The sequence below is a fragment of the Tenacibaculum piscium genome, assembly GCF_021390755.1.
GTDB classification, from domain to species: domain Bacteria; phylum Bacteroidota; class Bacteroidia; order Flavobacteriales; family Flavobacteriaceae; genus Polaribacter; species Polaribacter piscius.
Map to the genome: position 1 here is coordinate 236,862 of NZ_JAJGWR010000001.1, position 19,831 is coordinate 256,692.

At 31.9% G+C, this 19,831-nt stretch carries 14 protein-coding genes; 4 read left to right on the top strand and 10 right to left on the bottom strand.

The window, feature by feature from the left end; genetic code table 11:
* Positions 1–142: 142 nt before the first annotated feature.
* A complete protein-coding gene (gene nadE, locus L0U72_RS01140) occupies positions 143–931 on the bottom strand; it encodes an NAD(+) synthase (RefSeq protein ID WP_193706281.1) in 789 nt (262 codons plus the stop codon).
* A gap of 115 nt (positions 932–1,046) precedes the next feature.
* Between nadE and gldB the strand changes: the two genes are divergently transcribed.
* Both gldB and gldC read left to right on the top strand, forming a co-directional pair.
* Entirely contained in the window at positions 1,047–2,039 is a 993-nt protein-coding gene (gene gldB, locus L0U72_RS01145) for a gliding motility lipoprotein GldB (RefSeq protein ID WP_233896882.1), read from the top strand.
* A gap of 23 nt (positions 2,040–2,062) precedes the next feature.
* Complete coding sequence (gene gldC / locus L0U72_RS01150) at positions 2,063–2,398, top strand: gliding motility protein GldC (protein WP_101918040.1); 336 nt, start codon at positions 2,063–2,065, stop codon at positions 2,396–2,398.
* Positions 2,399–2,500: 102 nt separating this feature from the next.
* On the opposite strand, the gene folK is transcribed toward gldC, so the two are convergent.
* From folK to tamL, 6 genes are all read right to left on the bottom strand, one after another.
* Entirely contained in the window at positions 2,501–3,631 is a 1,131-nt protein-coding gene (gene folK, locus L0U72_RS01155; RefSeq protein ID WP_233898188.1) for a 2-amino-4-hydroxy-6-hydroxymethyldihydropteridine diphosphokinase, read from the bottom strand.
* Between the two features lie 326 nt (positions 3,632–3,957).
* Entirely contained in the window at positions 3,958–6,177 is a 2,220-nt protein-coding gene (locus L0U72_RS01160; RefSeq protein ID WP_233898189.1) for a polyribonucleotide nucleotidyltransferase, read from the bottom strand.
* Between the two features lie 179 nt (positions 6,178–6,356).
* The gene (gene rpsO / locus L0U72_RS01165) at positions 6,357–6,626 is read right to left on the bottom strand and encodes a 30S ribosomal protein S15 (RefSeq protein ID WP_233896888.1); all 270 of its coding nucleotides are present in this window, start codon (positions 6,624–6,626) and stop codon (positions 6,357–6,359) included.
* A 149-nt stretch (positions 6,627–6,775) separates the two neighbouring features.
* On the bottom strand, positions 6,776–7,633 hold the full coding sequence (gene accD, locus L0U72_RS01170) for an acetyl-CoA carboxylase, carboxyltransferase subunit beta (RefSeq protein ID WP_101918036.1): 858 nt from the start codon (positions 7,631–7,633) through the stop codon (positions 6,776–6,778).
* Between the two features lie 205 nt (positions 7,634–7,838).
* Positions 7,839–8,906, bottom strand: a complete 1,068-nt coding sequence (fbaA, locus tag L0U72_RS01175; RefSeq protein WP_101918035.1) for a class II fructose-bisphosphate aldolase — start codon at positions 8,904–8,906, stop codon at positions 7,839–7,841.
* Positions 8,907–9,005: 99 nt separating this feature from the next.
* A complete protein-coding gene (gene tamL, locus L0U72_RS01180; protein WP_233898190.1) occupies positions 9,006–11,456 on the bottom strand; it encodes a translocation and assembly module lipoprotein TamL in 2,451 nt (816 codons plus the stop codon).
* Between the two features lie 74 nt (positions 11,457–11,530).
* Here tamL and L0U72_RS01185 point away from each other — a divergent pair, with 74 nt between their 5' ends.
* Complete coding sequence (locus L0U72_RS01185) at positions 11,531–12,277, top strand: TrmH family RNA methyltransferase (protein ID WP_233898191.1); 747 nt, start codon at positions 11,531–11,533, stop codon at positions 12,275–12,277.
* 26 nt (positions 12,278–12,303) lie between these two features.
* Here the strand turns inward: L0U72_RS01185 and L0U72_RS01190 are convergent, their stop codons facing one another.
* Positions 12,304–12,915, bottom strand: coding sequence for a deoxynucleoside kinase (locus L0U72_RS01190; protein WP_101918032.1), 612 nt, complete (start codon positions 12,913–12,915; stop codon positions 12,304–12,306).
* A 149-nt stretch (positions 12,916–13,064) separates the two neighbouring features.
* Positions 13,065–17,897, bottom strand: a complete 4,833-nt coding sequence (locus tag L0U72_RS01195) for a GEVED domain-containing protein (RefSeq protein ID WP_233898192.1) — start codon at positions 17,895–17,897, stop codon at positions 13,065–13,067.
* A gap of 84 nt (positions 17,898–17,981) precedes the next feature.
* Between L0U72_RS01195 and lipB the strand changes: the two genes are divergently transcribed.
* Positions 17,982–18,686 (top strand): lipoyl(octanoyl) transferase LipB, encoded by a 705-nt coding sequence (gene lipB, locus L0U72_RS01200; RefSeq protein WP_233898193.1) that lies wholly within the window; start codon positions 17,982–17,984, stop codon positions 18,684–18,686.
* Positions 18,687–18,779: 93 nt separating this feature from the next.
* Here the strand turns inward: lipB and obgE are convergent, their stop codons facing one another.
* Positions 18,780–19,769: a GTPase ObgE gene (obgE, locus tag L0U72_RS01205; protein WP_233898194.1), complete on the bottom strand. Its 990-nt coding sequence runs from the start codon at positions 19,767–19,769 to the stop codon at positions 18,780–18,782.
* Between the last annotated feature and the right edge of the window lie 62 nt (positions 19,770–19,831).

Consider the following 19,831-nt stretch of genomic DNA (forward strand, 5'->3'; position numbering starts at 1 on the left):
GCACAAGCAAGATGCTTGCGCTAGCGTTTGAATTTGCTATTGCGAGTGTCACGCTCGTACCGTTTATAAAATAAATAATATGTTTTTGTTTGACGGCACAAGTAAGATGCTTGCGCTAGCATTTGCTGAATTTAATCGCAATTTATTTTAAATCGGCAGGAATTTCACAAACAGGAATCGGTATCATTTTATGTTGATTAATGCGATTCAATCTTGTATAAATTTTAAAAACTTCAAGTTCTCTGTTTGAAAAATCAGTTTCGGTTTTTCCTAAATCTAGCATTTTCATTGCCCATTCTAATTCGTCATAAGAAGCACCAATTTGATCTTCATCAGTTCTACTATCGCCAAAAAGTCCGTCGGTAGGTTGGGCATTTTGTATCGAACTTGGAACTTTTAAATGTGATGCTAACGCATATACTTCCGATTTTACTAAATCAGCAATAGGGCTCAAATCTACACCACCATCACCATATTTTGTGTAAAAACCAACGCCAAAATCTTCTACTTTATTTCCCGTTCCTGCCACTAATAACCCGTGTAAACCTGCAAAATAATACAGCGTAGTCATGCGTAAACGAGCGCGTGTATTTGCCAACGCTAAACGAGTTTTATCCGAAGGTTTAATTTTAGGAACAACAGCTTTAAAATCTTCAAAAGTACTGGTTAAATCAACTTCGACTTCACTAACATTTTTAAAGCGTTCTTTTAATTGTTTGATGTGTTCATTGGCTCTGTTTACTTGGCTTTCTGCTTGATGAATCGGCAATTCAACACATAAAACTTTTAAGCCAGTTTGGGCGCATAAAGTGGAAGTTACTGCACTGTCAATTCCGCCAGAAATACCCACGACAAAACCATTTACACCCGCTTTGGTTGCGTAATTTTTTAACCATTGTACAATATGTTCCGAAACTTTTGGCGTATTCATAATTAGAGATGTTTTTAGGAGTTTATATAAAATGATAGAAACTATTTTAGTAATTTTGAGGTTCTAATATTTAATTATACTTTGACTATTTTAAATGTAAATATACTATAAGTTCATGAGAAAATTTTTAGCACTTTTTATTTTAGTTTTTATTTTGATTTCGGTTTTAAGTTCATGTGATACACAAACCGATACTCGTTTGAAAATTAACGCATCTGATTTAGATAAAATAGCGGTAAAACCTGTTGTTATTGCGCGTTTTGATGTCGATTTTTATAAAACAACGCCAACGACTTTAATTAATACGAAAAATAAGTATCCTTTTTTATTTCCAAAACAACCTGATAGCGTTTGGATTAATAAAATCAACAATAAAGATGAACGAGAATTATATGCTGAAACGCAAAAAATATTCCCGAATCTTGACACGTTGAGTTCCGATTTAACATCCTTATTTAAGCACGTAAAATATTATCATCCGAAGTTTAAAACGCCTAAGGTAATTACGATGCTTACCAATATTGACTATGATAATCGCATCGTATATGCCGATAGTTTATTGCTGATTTCTTTAGATGCTTATCTTGGGAAAACACATCCTTTTTATAATGATTATCCCGCGTATATAAAGCAACATAATCAAAAAGAAAATATTAGTGTTGATGTTGCAAAAACGATTATAAATACGCAAAAATTTTCAGTAAAGCAACGTAATTTTATTGATAAAATGATTTATAAAGGTAAAAAAATGTATTTGTTAGATGCTTATTTACCAACAACTTCAGAGGCTCTTAAAATAGGATATTTACCTGAAAAAATGGCGTGGGCAAAAAATAATGAACAACAAATTTGGCGTTATTTTATTGAAAAAGAATTGTTGTATAGTACCAGTAAAGACCTCGATAAACGGTTTTTAGATATCGCACCTTTTTCAAAATTTTATATGGATAAAGATGCCGAATCACCAGGGAGAATAGGGGAGTTTATTGGTTGGCAAATCGTGCGTTCGTATATGCAAAAGAATGATGTATCTTTGCTAGAATTAGTACAAAAAAGTGAAGCAGAAATCTTCCAGAAATCAAAATATAAACCGAAAAAATCAAATTAATTAAAAAGAAATAAAAGAATATAATGGCGATAAAACACACTTCTAAAATCGAATTTACAGTAGGATTAGACGAAAATAAAATTCCTGAAGAAATTTCATGGAATGCAGAAGATGGAGGCATTGAAAATGAGTCTTCAAAAGCAATTATGTTATCTGTTTGGGATCCTAAGAAAAAAGATACTTTACGTATGGATTTATGGACCAAAGATATGCCTGTTGATGAAATGAAACAATTCTATCATCAAACATTAGTATCAATGGCAGGTTCGTTTGAAAGAGCTACGGATGATCAAAAAATGGGTGCTACCATGCGTGATTTTTGTGATTATTTTGCAGAAAAATTAGAATTGAAAAAATAGCATTTAAAATGCTTTGACAATAGCTTTCTGAAATATAAAAAAAGCCTAAAAAAAGTAATTCTTAAATCACTTTTTTAGGCTTTTATTTATTTATAATTTTTTTTAACGAATATGATTGTTTATTTGTTGAATAATAGCTTGATAATCTTCCGTATTATTTACAAAATCTAGATTAGAAACATCAATCATTAAAACATTTAAATTAAGCTCTTTTTCTATAAAATTACGATAACCATCATGTATTTTTTGTAGATACTCGGCTTCAATATTTTGCTCGTATATTCTTCCTCGATTTTTTATATTTTCTAATAATCGTTCGGTATTTTGATATAAATAGACATATAAATCAGGTTTTGTAACTTCTTTATAAAGTAAATAGAACATTTTTTGATATACTTCATATTCGTCTTTCGGCAGGGTAATTTCTGCAAAAATCAACGATTTAAATAAATAATAATCAGAAATAATACAATTTTCAAGCAATTCAAATTGTGCTAAATCATCGGTTAATTGCTGATGTCTATCGGCTAAAAAACTCATTTCTAAAGCAAAAGCATAGCGTTCTTTATCTTGATAAAATTTAGTTAAAAAAGGATTTTCAGTAAAGTTTTCTAGTACAACTTTAGTGTTAAATTGATTGGCTATTTTATAAGCTAACGATGTTTTTCCTGCACCAATATTTCCTTCAATAGCAATGTATTTATATTTTTCGGTAATAGAAATCGGGTTCATTAATTGCACTTTAATTTTCGAAATTTCAGAAGTATCCGTACAGTTTTTTAAACAATCACTTAACGGTTTTTTTACTGTTGGATGAAGTATATTTTCCGTAATTTCAACCAATGGAACTAACACAAATTTTCGTTGTAACATTCTAGGATGTGGTACAATTATATTTTCTGAAAAAATAATTTCATCATTATATAATAAAATATCTAAATCGATAATTCTATCGGTGTAGCCACTTTTATTTTTTCGAGTTCTACCTAATTCATCTTCTAAAGAAAGTAATTTTTTGATTAATTTTTCAGGAGATAAATAGGTTGTAATTTTAATACACGTATTGTAAAAGTCAGCTCCTTCAAAACCCAAAGAGGGCGTTTCGTATACCGAAGCAATTTGTTGAATAGCACCAATATTTGCAGCAATTAAATTAATTGCATTTTGAAGGTTTTCCAACCGACTTCCTTGATTTGTTCCTATTGATAAATAGGCAATTTGTTGTGTTTTCATGTAGTTTTCAAAGAGAAATAAAACGAAGTTTTTGTTTAAACCTGTAAATATAAATTTTATAATATCAAAAGAGTATGCCAAGGGGTTAAAACCCCTTGTTTTTAAAAAATAAAAACGTATCAAACCACATCTAAGGGATTTTATTTTCATTTTTCATCTTCATTTGCGAAAGTTTTTAGTTTTCTTATGATTTTTAGTTCCTTTTAAGAAGGAGGTTTCAACCCCTTGACTTGCTATTTTGCCGTTACATTTTTTTAGATGAAGTTTTAAGCCAAAAAAACCGCTAAAATAAATTAGCGGTTTCAAGATTATAAAAAAAATAAAGATTAATCTTCTTTTCTAGGTTCTCTTGGAGCTCTAGGTTTTCTGTCATCACGACTTCTGTTATCTCTAGGCTTGTTTTCTCTTGGTGGTCTTGCTACATAACCTTCTGGTTTTGGTAACAATGCTTTACGAGAAACTTTTTCTTTACGAGTTCTAGGGTCAAGTCCGAAATATTTTACATCAAATACATCACCCATTTTAACTACGTCAGAAACATTTTCTGTACGTTCCCAAGCTAATTCACTAACGTGTAATAAAACTTCGTTTCCTGGAGCTTCTGCATATTCTACAACAGCACCAAAATCTAACATTTTAATTACTTTTACTTCGTAAGAATTACCAACGGTAGGTTTAAATAACATAGACTCAATACGAGTAGTTACTTTTTCAATTCCTTCAGGATCAGTTCCTAAAATTTCAATAATTCCTTCTTCAGTTACAGCATCTTCAGTAATTACGATTGTAGTTCCTGTTTCTTTCTGTAATTCTTGAATATGTTTACCACCTGGTCCGATAAATGCACCAATCATATCATTAGGGATACGACGGTTAATCATTTTTGGAGCATGTTCCTTAACTTCTTCGTTAGATTGAGAAATAGTATCCGTTAATTTCCCTAAGATATGTAAACGACCTGCACGAGCTTGTTTTAGTGCATTCACTAAAATTTCGTATCCTAATCCTTTCACTTTAATATCCATCTGACAAGCAGTAATTCCTTCAGAAGTACCCGTTACTTTAAAGTCCATATCACCTAAATGATCTTCATCCCCTAAAATATCAGATAAAACTGCGTAACGATCTCCGTCAGAAATTAATCCCATAGCAATACCAGAAACTGGTCTTGTCATTTTAACACCTGCATCCATTAAAGCCATTGTACCAGCACAAACTGTAGCCATTGAAGAAGAACCATTAGATTCTAATACTTCAGATACAACTCTTACTGTATAAGGGCAATCAGCAGGAATCATTCCTTTTAAACCACGTTGAGCCAAGTTACCATGACCAACCTCTCTACGAGAAGTTCCTCTTAATGGTCTTGCTTCACCTGTACAAAAAGGAGGGAAGTTATAATGTAAATAGAAATTCTCTTCACCTTCGTAAGATGGCATATCTATTTTGTTAGCATCTCTAGATGTTCCTAAAGTAACGGTCGCTAATGCTTGCGTTTCTCCACGAGTAAAAATTGATGAACCATGTGTTGATGGTAAATAATCTACTTCACACCAAATTGGTCTAATTTCGTCAGTCTTACGACCGTCTAAACGTAAACCTTCCGCTAAAGTTAATTCTCTAACAGCACTTTTTTGAGATTTGTTGAAATATTTTCCAACTAAATCACCATAATCAGCTAATTCTTCTTCAGTAAATGAAGCTTTAACTTCTTCTTTTACTTCAGCAAAAGCTGTTGTACGTTCTACTTTTGATGTACCTTTTTTAGCGATAGCATAACACTTATCGTAAGCAAGTTCATTTATTTTTTTAGCTAATGCTTCGTCTTCTCTTTCTCCTTCGTAAACTCTTGTTTCTTTCTTTCCGAAAGCTTCCGCTAAACGAACTTGAGCAGCACATTGTATTTTAATAGATTCATGAGCAAATTTAATTGCTTCAGCCATTTCTTCTTCAGAAATTTCATCCATTTCACCTTCAACCATCATTACTGAATCAGCTGAAGCTCCAATCATCATATCGATGTCAGATTCTGCTAATTGAGCTCTGTTTGGGTTGATTACAAATTCACCATTTACTCTAGCAACACGTGCTTCAGAAATAGGACATTCGAAAGGGAAATCAGATAATTGAATCGCTGCAGAAGCTGCTAAACCTGCTAATGCATCTGGCATAACGTCTTCATCATGAGACATTAATTGAATCATTACCTGTACTTCCGAATGATAATCCTTTGGAAATAAAGGACGTAAAACACGATCTACTAAACGCATGGTTAATATTTCACCATCACTAGGTCTAGCTTCTCTTTTAAAGAAACCACCTGGATAACGACCTGCGGCAGCAAATTTTTCTCTATAATCTACCGTTAAAGGTAAAAAATCAACAGTTCCTGCTTTGTAGCTTGATACTACGGTACATAACAACATTGCTTTTCCCATTTGCACAACAACCGAACCATGGGCTTGTTTTGCTAATTTACCCGTTTCTAAAGAGATGGTTCTTCCATCTCCAAGGTCAATGACCTCTCTAAATACTTTTGGAATCATAAATTTTAATTCTAAATTTTTAAATTGTTTGTTGTTGTGTTGTTGTTTTGTTGCAATGGAAATTCAAAATTGTTGTTAAAAATTTTGAGTTTTTTATATAAATTTCTATTAGTTAGATAGAAATGAATTTTTAGGTATAAAAAAAAGAGGCACGTTTATAGCGCCTCTTTTTGGGAGAATTATTTTCTAATTCCTAATTCTACGATAATCGCACGATATCTGTTGATTTCAGTTTTCTTTAAGTAATCAAGTAAGCTTCTACGTTTTCCTACCATTTTCACTAATGAACGTTCTGTATTAAAATCTTTACGATTTTGCTTTAAGTGCTCCGTTAAGTGGTTAATTCTAAAAGTGAACAATGCAATTTGTCCTTCCGAAGTTCCAGTATCAGCTTTACTTTTACCGTGTTTTTCGAATAATCCTTCTTTTACTTCTTTCGTTAAATACATTCCAATATTATTTAAATGATTTTTATGTACATCAATGAGCTATTCATTGAAGCTACAAAGATACAAATAAAATTTTAGTTGAATTGTATGCTAAAAGTGTTTTTTATGTTGATAAAAACAAAAAAGCCAGCAGTTGCTGACTTTTAATTTTATGCTCTAATAGGTTGATTCTGTATCAAATCAATATATAAATTCACTTGTTTTTTTAATTGTTTACGTTCGTAAATGGCGTCCAAGAAACCGTGTTCTAGTACAAATTCTGAACGCTGAAAACCTTCAGGTAAATCTTTTCCTGTGGTATCTTTTACAATTCTAGGACCTGCAAAAGCAATTAAAGCGTTTGGTTCAGCGATATTAATATCGCCAAGCATTGCAAAAGAAGCGGTAATTCCTCCAGTTGTTGGATCGGTACATAATGAAATATATGGCAGTTTAGCTTCTGCTAATTGTGCTAATTTCACGGATGTTTTTACCATTTGCATTAATGATAAGGATGCTTCCATCATACGTGCGCCTCCTGATTTTGATACCATTAAGAAAGGGAGTTCATTTTTGATAGCATAATCAATTGCTCTTGCTATTTTCTCACCAACGACAGATCCCATTGAACCGCCAATAAATGCAAAATCCATAGAAGCGATTACAATATTTTTTCCGTTAGATTTTCCGACAGCTGTACGAACGGCATCTTTTAAGCCTGTTTTACTTTGTGCAGCTTTTAAGCGATCGGGATATTTTTTAGTATCTTCAAATTTCAAAGGATCTTTTGATGTTAATGTTGCATCTAATTCAACAAAGGTATTTTCATCAAAAAAAAGTTCAAAATATTCATGACTTCCAATACGAACATGATAGCCATCTTCGGGGCTTACATATAAGTTTTTCTTTAATTCGTCTGTATCAATAACCTTACCGCTTGGTGTTTTATACCACAAGCCTTTAGGAGTGTCTTTTTTTTCTTCGGTCGGGGTTTGAATCCCCTTGTCTTTACGTTTAAACCAAGCCATAGTTTAGTTTATATTTTGTTGTTTGTTTTTTGGGTTAACTCGTTTATTTTAAGAAATGAGCTGACGACAAATGTAAATTATTTTTTATGAACTTTACTTTTTATCGCTAAAAAAAGCATTTAGAGGGTTCTAAATGCTTTTTGATTTACTGTAATCAATATCTGTTTGAGTGATTTTTTTTTCAAAAAAGATATTGATTGATGTATTATAAGGTATTTACATTATTTAAATCTTCGAAAGCTTTTTTCAAACGAGTTTTAAATGTTAATTCTCCTTCACGTAGCCATTTACGAGGGTCGTAGTATTTTTTATTAGGTTTATCATCGCCATCAGGATTTCCAATCTGACTAGCTAAATATGCTTGATTTTTCAAAATATAATCACGAGTACCTTCGGTGAAAGCGTATTGTAAATCGGTATCAATATTCATTTTGATAGTACCGTAATCAATTGCTTCTCTAATTTCTTCTAAAGAAGATCCAGAACCTCCGTGAAAAACAAAATCGATAGTATTATGTGGCACGTTGTATTTTTTAGAAATATATTCTTGAGAATTTTTCAAGATTTTCGGTGTTAATTTCACGTTTCCGGGTCTGTAAACTCCGTGTACATTTCCAAAAGCGGCAGCAATGGTAAATTGGTCGCTTATTTTCATTAATTCTTCGTAAGCGTAGGCAACTTCTTCGGGTTGCGTGTAAAGTTTAGAAACATCTACATCAGAATTATCAACACCATCTTCTTCACCACCAGTGATTCCTAATTCAATTTCTAGTGTCATTCCTATTTTGCTCATACGAGCAAGATATTTTTTACAGATTTCGATATTTTCTTCTAATGGTTCTTCGGATAAATCAATCATATGAGAGCTGTATAAAGATTTTCCTGTTTCTTTATAAAATTGCTCACTAGCGTCTAATAATCCATCAATCCAAGGTAATAATTTTTTAGCGGCATGATCGGTATGTAAAATTACTGGAATACCGTAAGCTTCGGCTAATAAATGCACGTGTTTTGCACCTGCAACAGCACCTGCAATGGCTGCTTTTTCATGTTCGTTTGATAATCCTTTACCAGCATTAAATTGCGCACCACCATTAGAAAACTGAATAATTACGGGTGAATTTAATTCTTTTGCGGTTTCTAGAACAGTATTTACGGTACTAGAACCTACAACATTTACTGCAGGTAATGCAAATTTTTTATCTTTTGCTAATTGAAATATTGCTTGTACTTCTTTTCCTGTAGCAACTCCAGCTTTAATAGTATGCGCCATTTTATATGTTTTTTATGTGATTTTAGTTGTATTTAGCGTGTCAAAAATAAGAAATTTTAATGCATTGCTCGAAAATAACGGCTTTTGAATTTATAATTTTTAAAAAGGGTAATTAATTCCGATATTTAGTACAGATCTGGAGATATTAAAATTTCGAAACCATCGGTTATTATTTAAGTAAGGTTCGTGTACTTTGAAGCCTACATCTAGTCTTGCGATTAAAAAATTAAAATCATATCGAAGTCCAAATCCTGCGCCAACAGCGATATCTGTGAATGATTTAATGTTGTCAAATTTAGCGGCATCATCAATAAAATCAGAATTTGTGATGTCCCAAATATTTCCTGCATCTGTAAATAAAGCACCTTTTAACGCTCCTAGCATATTAAATCGATATTCAAAACTCGATAAAAATTTTAAACTTCCGATATTATATTCTAAGCCAGGTTTTCGGGTTCCTGCTCCTAAATCGTATGTTTTCCAAGCTCTTACGTCATTTGAACCTCCCGCAAAATAGCTACGAGAAAAAGGAATGCTCGATTGATTATAATTAATAATACTTCCTAAAAAAGTTCGATGTGCTAGCACGGTATTATTTCCTAAATTCCAATATTTTTTATATTCTAAATCCAATTTAAAATACTGTGCAATCGGGATTTTAAAAAATGTTTTTTGATTTTTTGTATTTTCTTTTTCTGATAAAATCCCCATTAAATTTCCTGCATTAGCGACTCTAAATTTTACAAAAGAAAAACTAGCATCTTTACTATTTTCTTGATTATTATAGGTGTAACTAAAAGCAATTTCTGGGATTAAAAAATCCGAAGTAATAATATTGTAGCGATTAAAAATATTCAAATTATTTTGAAAAGCGACTGCATTAGCAGTTTGAAAATTTTCATCTTGTGCAACATTTTTCATAAATGTTACAATACTTCCTGCGTTATTTGTTTGATTATCGGGTAATTTATATTTCGGAATTTCGTCTGCTACTTTTTTTAATTTCGAATATTCTGAGCCGTATATGGTAAAATAATTATTGATATTTAAGTTTCGAATATATTGGGTATTAAACAATTCTAATTGTAATGATTTTCGAGTATTATATTTCCATTTATAATCTAAAGCAACGGTAATATTTTGATTATCGAGTCCAATATTTTTTTGAATACCGCCTCCGATTAAAAATTTTGATTTAGGAAACATTCTTTTCGGAATCATTTTTTGCCATCCAAAGGGTGCGATAAAACGAGGAATTTCTAGAGAAATATCGGCTCCCATTTCCCAACCGAGTCCATTATTGGAGCTAAAATACGAGCCAAAAGTGGAGAATTTAAAGGTTTCTGCTCCTTTAAAGGTATTTCTATTGATAAGCGAAAAAGTTAGGGAAACATCAAAATTTCGAATATTAGAGCGTGATAATTCGGTATCAAAACCTACGGTATATTTTTCGATAGGTGTTAAAAAAACAGTCGCTTCTAAGTCATTTTCAGTGAGTTCGTTATAGCGAATCGAGGTAGATTTAAAATTCTTTAAACTTCTTAAATGCGTGCGTGTTAGGTTTTTAGATTCATCGCTATACACCATATTTGGTTTCATAAATAATGATTGCGATAATATTTTAGGATTGTATTTTATTTTTTCATGCGCATAAAAATGAATACCATTATAGATTGCCGAATCTTTATGAATTGAATCTTTTTTATTGTAGGAATAATCGGTAAAAACGCTTATTTTTTTTATTTTTTGAATTTTAAAGGGAATAATTCTATCTGAAATACTAATTTCTACGTTTGTTTTTTGATAATTTTTTAGGGTATCATTATCGAATGAAATATAGTTTTCATTAAAATGATAGATACCATTATTTCGAAATAATTCGACCAAACGATTTGCTTCTTTAATAAAATTGCCGTCTTTGTATTGACTTCCTTTGGAAAGAAAGCTTTTTTCTTTGGATATTTTATATAAAGAATCAAGAATAGGGGAGGCGATTTTAGTTTGAATCGTATCTAAAAACGAAGGATTTCCTTTGGTAATATGATATGAAATTTCTCCTTTTTTAGGAGTAATAGTATCTTTTTTTGATGTTATTTTGGCTCTAAAATAGCCTTGTGTTTGAAAGTATGCTTTTAAGTTTCCAATTGTTTTTTGAGTTTTTATCGGATTAATAATAACGGGTGCTTCGCCACTATTTAAAAACCAATGATTAAATCCGATAAATGTATTGGCAACAGAAATACTTTGTTTTTCAGAGAAACCTTTTTTAAAAAATCGATATATTTTAGGATTTTTATTTCCCCATTGCGATGGTGTTTTAGCTCCCTGAGGATTTCCTAAATTATAAAAATACAACGACAACGGAACTCCCAAGGCTTTGGCATTTGGGCGTTGCATCAGTAATTCTGCAATATTTTCGGTGGTATTTTTAGTGCTGTCAACGTAAACACTATTTTTAGCGAGTAACAATTCATTTTCTTTAACAAATTTTATCGTATTACAAGAATTGAATAAGAGTACTAATAAAAAGAAGAAAGAAAGTTTTTTCATTAACTTTACGGCACGTATTTTTAAGTATCAAAAATACTATTTTTTAGTGATTATAAAGTGTTAAAAAAATAATAATGAGTTTATCAAAAAACAACCTAAAATTAATTACAAGTTTACGACAAAAAAAGTATCGACAAAAAGAACAATTATTTGTTGCTGAAGGCGTAAAAGTGGTGCAAGAATTGATAGCTTCTTCCTTAGAAGTCGCTCATATTTTTACAACGGATAGTCATTTTGAAATTCCTGAAAATATAGTGTGTACACTTATTTCTGATACTGAATTAAAAAAAATTAGTACGTTAAAGAATCCGAATAAAGTTTTAGGATTGTTTAAAATCCCTGAACATAAAAGTTCTGAAACGACAACAATTCCTGATGCTACTTGTAATTTAATTGTTGCTTTGGATGCCATAAATGATCCAGGAAATTTAGGAACAATTATTCGTTTGTGTGATTGGTTTGGTGTTTCGGAATTGATTTGTTCAAAAAACACGGTAGATTGTTACAATCAAAAAGTGGTACAATCCACCATGGGTTCTTTGGCTCGGGTACGCATTTCTTATACCGATTTGCCTATTTTTTTATCAAACACGAGTTTGCCTGTTTTTACTGCTGATATGCACGGAACAAATGTTTATAAAACAACGCTTCCTCAAAAAGCGGTTTTGGTGATGGGCAATGAAGCTAACGGAATTTCTGCTGAAATAGCAGCGATTGTAAAGCATACAATAACGATTCCTCGTTTTGGCGATACTCAACAAACCGAAAGTTTAAATGTCGCTACTGCAACTGCTATTTTATTAAGTGAATTTAAAAGATGAATTTAAAGGCTTTTTATTTTTCTCTTTTATTTTGTCTTTATTTTTGCATCTATTTTATCAATAATATACGTTAAATCAGCTTTATTTTTGATAAAATCTAAGTTATCAACATCGATAATTAACAATTTTCCTTTGTTGTATTTACTTGCCCAAGCTTCGTAGCGTTCGTTTAATCGGCTTAAATAATCGATACTAATTGAGTTTTCATATTCTCGTCCACGCTTGTGAATTTGTCCAACTAAGGTAGAAATATCGGCACGTAAATAAATCAATAAATCTGGAGGTGTTACTAATTTTTCCATCAATTCAAATAAAGAGGAATAATTGCCAAAATCACGATTGGTCATTAATCCCATTGCGTGCAGATTTGGTGCAAAAATATGAGCGTCTTCATAAATAGTTCGGTCTTGAATTATTTTTTTTCCAGATTCTCTTAATTCTAAAACTTGACGAAACCGACTATTTAAAAAGAAAACTTGTAAATTAAACGACCAGCGTTCCATTTCAGCATAAAAATCATCTAAATATGGATTATCATCTACGGATTCGTAATGAGCGTCCCAATTATAATGTTCGGCTAATATTTTGGTTAATGTGGTTTTTCCTGCTCCGATATTTCCGGCAATTGCTACATGCATAATTTTTTTGAATTTTTGAATTTCAATAAGGTAAAATTACATAAAATTTTGCTATCAATTCGCTAAAAAAAAGCGTGCTTTATAGCACGCTTTTTTCTTGATTATTTTTTTAAATTTTTCTTGATATCTTAAATAAACTAAAAAAAATATTATTGAATAATTATTTTTCTAGTTTTTAATTTTCCATCATTTTCAATTTGAAGAAAGTAATTTCCGCTACTTATTTTTTTGAATTGTACTTCTTGTTCAAAACGGGTCGATATTGTTGAAAATGTTTGAGTTTCTAATAATTGTCCAAGAGCGTTAAACAATCGAATAACGGTTACTTCTTTAATTTTTACTTTAAATTTCACGGTTAATTTTCCATCAGAAGGTACAGGAAACACTTGTAAATCAGTAAATAAATTTTTATACGTAGCAAAACTTTCTTGTATATTGATGGTATAATCTTCCACTTCGCCATCAAAACCAAATTCACAAGAATTTGCAGTCTGTTCGATTGCTTTTTTCACCGCAATTCGTAAAACTGTAGCACCAATTTCGGCATCTTCAGGAATCGTAATAGAAGTATTGTTTGCTTCTAAATCAATGATTTCATTGTCTTCGAACACTAAATTTTGATTCCAGTCTATCCAGCCGTATGTTTTTATATTTTCGTTATTTTGATTGTTTATTTTAATAGTTAGTTCATAATTTTCGCCTCTAATTACGGGCGTATTGATGGTTTTAAAATCAGAATATCCTGTAGTTTTTGTTGATGAATTATCAATTTCAGCAAACATCACTTTGGTAATACTTGTTTGTGATGTTGCATTTCCGATTGCTTTACAATAGCTATCATTTACATTAAGTTTTAAATCCACCGATTTTTGAATTTCACCTGCTGTTGCGATAATTTTAATGGTATAATCTCCAACGGGAGCCTCATTTAAATTATTGATATTTACGGTAAATGTTCCATCTTTTTTAATAATAGGATTAAAGCTAATATTCGTATTTTCTGGGGTATTTTTGGGATTATCTTCTGTGGATAAAGTTACATTTTGGTTAAAACCATTGATTGTTTCATAGTCGATTTCGAATTGAACTTCGTTTACGGCTTTGTTATAAATTGCGATTGGTTTCGTTTGATTTGTGAGTGTAAAACTCGGTGTAATGGCAATGGTATAATCTTCAACTTCGCCATTAAATCCTGATACACATTTGTTATCAATCGTATTTTTTGTTGTATTTGTAGTATTGTTTGTCGTATTTTCAAATACTTTTTCAGTGATAATTCTTAGTATCGTTTTGCCATTTAGAGCATTATTTGGAATGATAATTTCCATGCCGCTTTTGCTTGTTGAAGCGTTGGCATTCGTGGCGGTTCCTAAGTCATATTTTTCATTGGCATCAAACAAACAATTTTGATTCCAATCAATCCAAGCCGTTGTTTTTACAGTTTGTTTTCCATCAGAATTAGCCTTTACAATTAAAGGATATTTTGTTCCTCTTATAAGTTCGGCAATTGTATTGGTGTAATTCGAATATCCTGCAGATTTTTCAGAAATACTATTGATATCGGCAAAATTTACAAGCGTTGTGCTAATCTTACTGTCCATATTTCCTGCGGATTTACAAATAGTATCATTTATATTAAAAGGAATACTTATTTGTTTTGTCATCGAATTTGCTTTGGCTATAATTTTAAAATTATAATCTCCAACAGGAGCATTTTTCAAGTTTGATAGCGTTACTTTCACAAGTCCATTGGTATCGATAGTTGAAAAATTAGCGGTAGTATTTGCAGGAATTTCTATTGCAGAAAAAACGATATTTTCATTAAAACCTTGTAAGGCTTCATATTTTAGCGTGAAAATTTGTGTATCAACAGCGGTATTACATATCGATAGATTTCCAGAAGTATTGTTTATGGTAAAACTTGGTCTTGGTTTTTCTATAATTTTAAGGGTATAATCTTCGGTTTCTCCCCAATTTACCAAATGTTCGGAAGTACAGGCTCCTTCGCCGTAATTTTTTGTAGGATCGTCATATTCGAGTAGCACACGCATTCGAGTAAATCCTAAAACAGCATTTTCAGGAATTGTAATCTTCTGACCAAGTGTTTGCTGACTTCCTGAACCAATATCATATCTTTCGGTGATTTTATCAAAAATTAAATCTTGATTCCAATCAATAAAAACAAAACAATGGTCTTGATAACCATCGCTATCGAAAGTAACATTCATTTGATATGAAACCGTTTTTTCAACTTCGGTAATGATGTTTGTAAAATCTTCATAACCATCTATAGTATCATTTCCTGAGGTATTATTTATCGAATTGAAGCTAACATTCGTAATGTGATTTTTACCTCCAGCATCATCAATAAAAGTAGAACTACAATACGATGGCGCTTGTGTTGTAAATTGATTATCGCTTGAAAAAGTTCCTTCTTTACAGTTATTTTTAGGTTTTACACGCCAAAAATAAGTTGTTGTTCCCAGTAGTGGTGTCGTGGGTGTGTAAGAATTTGTATTAACAGTTTCATCGATAATAATTGTTGAAAAATCACTATTTGAGGCAACGATTAATTGATACGCACTTGCATTTTCAACTTTTGACCAATTAAAATCGGGCGTTAAACTGGTTTCTGTAATTAAATTTACAGGAGATTTTAAGATGGTTTTGGTTAAATTATCATCAATTATATTTAAAAAAGCGGTGTTTGTTTGTGTAATTGTTGCTGATTTTCCTTGAACTACAATGGTATATTCTTTTTGATTACTTTGTTTAAAATTGTTGATAGTTAAAGTAACATCGCCACTAGAGTTGATGCTATTTGGCGTAAAAACGGCTGAAGTTCCGTTAGGTAATCCTGTTGCGGATAAATTTATTGTTTCTGTAAATCCATTGATGAAATTAGCATTGAACGTATAAGAAATAGTGGTATCGCTATTTTTACAGGTATTTTGTTTTGGGGTTTTATTTGATAATAAAAAAGTTGGTTTTGTGGCATTAATCGTAAAATTACTATCATTTACATTATAGAAAACATTATCAGAAGCTTCTATAAGGATTCGTGCTTGTGTTGTTGGTGTATCAGGAATTGTAATTTCTTCTGTTCCATCATTTAAGGTATTTTCTTTTAAGAGAATTGGGAAGGTTTTTCCTCCATCAGTAGAAAGTTTTATAGTAACTTTTTTACAATTAATCGGAGCGATATCGCTTGTTCCTTTTTGCCAAGTGATTGTTTTTGTAGCGCCAGTATCCCAAATAATATTGGTATTTGGTGCGGTAACGGTAAATGGTAGGGCATCGGTAAGGGTAATTTTGATATTATCTCTATCGGAGCTACCACCGTTCGGATTGTTGTCTCTTACAGTAAATGCGAAATTTAATTCTCTCTCCACCGTTGGTAATACAATCCATTGATTAGTGGTTTTATTGATAACATTTTCAAAATCCGGAAAGTATCGATTTGCAGATTTACTTGGAGCAACAGATTTAAAAGTAGGTCCTCCTGTACTTGTTGCCACAGGTGGCATTGGTGCAATTTGGGTGTCTGTTTGTTCCCAATTATAGGTTAAACTTGCTGTTCCTTGTTTGTCGGTGGCACTTCCTTTTAAGAGAAAAGGCGTTCCTTTTGGAATACTATAATTCGTTCCTGCATTGGCGATTGGTGCATCATTATTTGTGGGGGTTAGTACGGCACAATTTCCATTTCCTTGTATGTGCGACCACATTTGGTCAATACTTACGGCATGAAAATACGGGTCGCTTTTGGTTTGTACATTGGGCGCACAAATATTGGCATATCCCATAATTGTAGAACCACTTCCAGGTTCTACAGCAGTTGAACTTGTTCTGTTACAATCATTATTTTGCGTGTGTGTTGCTCCGAATTGATGTCCTAATTCATGACAAACATAATCAATATCGTAAGGGTCATTAATGGGCTGATAACTTCCTGTAAGTCCTTGCGCTTTATAGCCTTGAACACATACGGAATTAACTTCAGCATAACCACCGCCGCCGGTACTAAATGCGTGTCCGATATCGTAATTTGCGTTTCCAATGATGGCATCACATTTTACTTGACTTTCTTCAATTAAATCATCTGCATTGTTATTGGTTAGTTGGTCGGTATTTGTATCAAAGAAAATTAATTCATCATTATTCGCAACTAAAATCATTCTAACGGCTAAATCTCTTTCATAAATTTGATTTACTCGTGTAATAGAAGTATTAATAGCCGATAAAACAGTCGCTTTTTTCACCAAATCAGTTGCTGATGTTGCAACATTTTGTCTATTTAAATGAAAAAGAGAATATTCAGCGGTACAAACAATGGCGATTCTGTAGGTTCTTAATTGTCCATCATTGGCATTTTTTTTTTGAGTTGATGCCGTTCTTTGTCGATTTTCGTGTTTATTTTTTTGTCGATTTTCGCCTTTAACTTGACAACTAAAAGAAGTATCAGCTGGTTTTAAATCACTAGTTTTATAGATGATATATTGTTTTCTATCTTTGGTGTACGGGTCGATATATACGGTTTCTTTATCCGCAGAAGAAATAATAGCGTGTACGCCGTTTGTACCCAAACTGATTTTTACAATTTTACGAGCATCGTCAATTCCGATTCCTGTATAGGATTTAATCATTGGGAATTTTTCGGCTAATTTAGGCGCTAATAAAGCCGTTTCTTTCATTGAAAAACGCTCTAGTTTTCCTTCTGAATTGGGTAATGTAATAATTTTTTCACGGCTCTTTTCTGATGAATTGGCTGTTGAATTTGGTGAGTTTCGTAAGTATTTTGTAAAACCATTTAGATTTAAAGAAGCGACTGTATATTTTTCAGGCGTACTTTTTCTTTTCAATATGTTTTTCTTTTTAATTGTTTTTTCTTTTTTGGCAGAAGTGTTCCAAAAATTTTGAGAATAACTAGTGGTTACAAAAAAAGTGAAAAATAAAACGAGTAATAGGGTATTTTTTTTTGTCATATTAAATCGTGTTAATAAGGGCATTTTAACTGCTTAAAGCTAATTTTTGCTACCTTTGAGAACTTGTTTTTAGAACACAAATTTATGAATAAAAAAATAACACTTAGTGATTTAGGTAAAAAAGATTACAAAGAAACTTGGGAATATCAAACTAAATTATTAGAGGAAACCGTTTTTATAAAGCGTCAAAATAGAGTAAATTCAACAAATATTGCTACACCGAATCATTTTTTATTTGTCGAGCATCCGCACGTTTATACGCTTGGTAAATCGGGTGATTTGAGTAATTTATTACTCAATGAAACACAATTGAAAGAAAAAGGGGCCACTTTTTACAAGATAAATAGGGGAGGAGATATCACATATCACGGGCCAGGACAAATTGTTGGATATCCGATTCTTGATTTAGAAAATTTTTTCACGGATATTCATAAATATTTACGTTTATTGGAGGAAGCAATCATTTTAACTGTTGCCGAATATGGTTTAAAAGCGGAGCGTAGCGATGGTGAAACAGGTGTTTGGTTAGGGGTAGGAACACCATTTCCTAGAAAAATTTGTGCGATGGGAATTCGTGCCAGCAGATGGGTAACGATGCACGGTTTTGCTTTAAATGTAAATGCAAATCTTGGTTATTTTGATAATATTATTCCCTGTGGAATCCGAGGAAAAGCAGTTACTTCGATGCAAGCCGAATTAGGATATGAAGTTTCAGAAACTGCTGTAAAACAAAAAATATTAATACATTTTCAAGAACTTTTTGAAGTATCAGAATTTATAAAAGCCTAAAATATTAAAACCTAAAATGTTAAAGTAAAAAAGCAATCTCAATAAAATGAGATTGCTTTTTTTGTTATTATTTTAGATAAATTTCATCTAAAATTAATTCAACATATCCCATAATTTATCTTTCAATTCTTGTAAACCAAGTTGGGCTACAGATGAGATAAATAAGGTGTCAATACCTTCCGGTAAATCTTGTTTAATTTCCTCTTTTAACTCGTCATCTAACATATCTGATTTAGAAATAGCTAATAAACGGTCTTTATCTAATAATTCAGGATTGTGTTTACGTAATTCGTTTAATAGAATTTCATATTCTTTTTTGATGTCGTCGCTATCGGCAGGAATTAAAAATAATAGGGTCGAATTACGTTCAATATGACGTAAAAAATAATGTCCTAATCCTTTTCCTTCGGCAGCTCCTTCAATAATTCCAGGAATATCAGCAACTACAAAACTCTTGTGATTACGGTGTTCTACAATTCCTAAGTTTGGTTTTAAGGTTGTAAAAGCGTAATCGGCAATTTTAGGTTTTGCTGCTGTTATTACTGATAATAAAGTAGATTTTCCAGCATTTGGAAAACCAACTAAACCAACATCGGCTAATAATTTAAGTTCAATACGGAACCAACCATCAACTCCATCAATACCAGGTTGTGCGTAACGTGGTGCTTGATTTGTAGATGATTTAAAGTGCCAGTTTCCAAGTCCTCCTTTTCCACCTTGTAACAATATTATGTCCTGATCATGTTCAGAAACTTCGTATAAAATTTCATCAGTATCGGCATCACGAATAATGGTTCCTAGTGGCACGGGTACAATAATGTCTTTTGCATCATGTCCTGTACTACGACTTGCACTTCCATCTCCACCTGGTTCAGCCCTAAAATGACGTTTAAACTTTAAGTGAAAAAGTGTCCACATACTTTTATCACCACGTAAAATGATGTGTCCTCCACGACCACCGTCACCTCCGTCAGGACCACCTTTAGTAATGTATTTTTCACGATGTAAATGCACAGAACCTCGACCTCCTTTACCAGAAGATGCATAGATTTTTATATAGTCAACAAAATTTCCTTCAGTCATTTTTTCTAAGTTCTTTACTGCTTTATTTAAACAGTAGTAATAATTATAACAATACTTTATTA

Coding starts and splice junctions, on each gene's coding strand:
- tamL (WP_233898190.1), bottom strand. CDS start 11,456: ATGAAAAAACTTTCTTTCTTCTTTTTATTAGTACTCTTATTCAATTCT.
- L0U72_RS01185 (WP_233898191.1), top strand. CDS start 11,531: ATGAGTTTATCAAAAAACAACCTAAAATTAATTACAAGTTTACGACAA.
- folK (WP_233898188.1), bottom strand. CDS start 3,631: ATGAAAACACAACAAATTGCCTATTTATCAATAGGAACAAATCAAGGA.
- fbaA (WP_101918035.1), bottom strand. CDS start 8,906: ATGGCGCATACTATTAAAGCTGGAGTTGCTACAGGAAAAGAAGTACAA.
- L0U72_RS01195 (WP_233898192.1), bottom strand. CDS start 17,897: ATGACAAAAAAAAATACCCTATTACTCGTTTTATTTTTCACTTTTTTT.
- rpsO (WP_233896888.1), bottom strand. CDS start 6,626: ATGTATTTAACGAAAGAAGTAAAAGAAGGATTATTCGAAAAACACGGT.
- nadE (WP_193706281.1), bottom strand. CDS start 931: ATGAATACGCCAAAAGTTTCGGAACATATTGTACAATGGTTAAAAAAT.
- L0U72_RS01190 (WP_101918032.1), bottom strand. CDS start 12,915: ATGCATGTAGCAATTGCCGGAAATATCGGAGCAGGAAAAACCACATTA.
- lipB (WP_233898193.1), top strand. CDS start 17,982: ATGAATAAAAAAATAACACTTAGTGATTTAGGTAAAAAAGATTACAAA.
- gldB (WP_233896882.1), top strand. CDS start 1,047: ATGAGAAAATTTTTAGCACTTTTTATTTTAGTTTTTATTTTGATTTCG.
- gldC (WP_101918040.1), top strand. CDS start 2,063: ATGGCGATAAAACACACTTCTAAAATCGAATTTACAGTAGGATTAGAC.
- accD (WP_101918036.1), bottom strand. CDS start 7,633: ATGGCTTGGTTTAAACGTAAAGACAAGGGGATTCAAACCCCGACCGAA.
- obgE (WP_233898194.1), bottom strand. CDS start 19,769: ATGACTGAAGGAAATTTTGTTGACTATATAAAAATCTATGCATCTTCT.
- L0U72_RS01160 (WP_233898189.1), bottom strand. CDS start 6,177: ATGATTCCAAAAGTATTTAGAGAGGTCATTGACCTTGGAGATGGAAGA.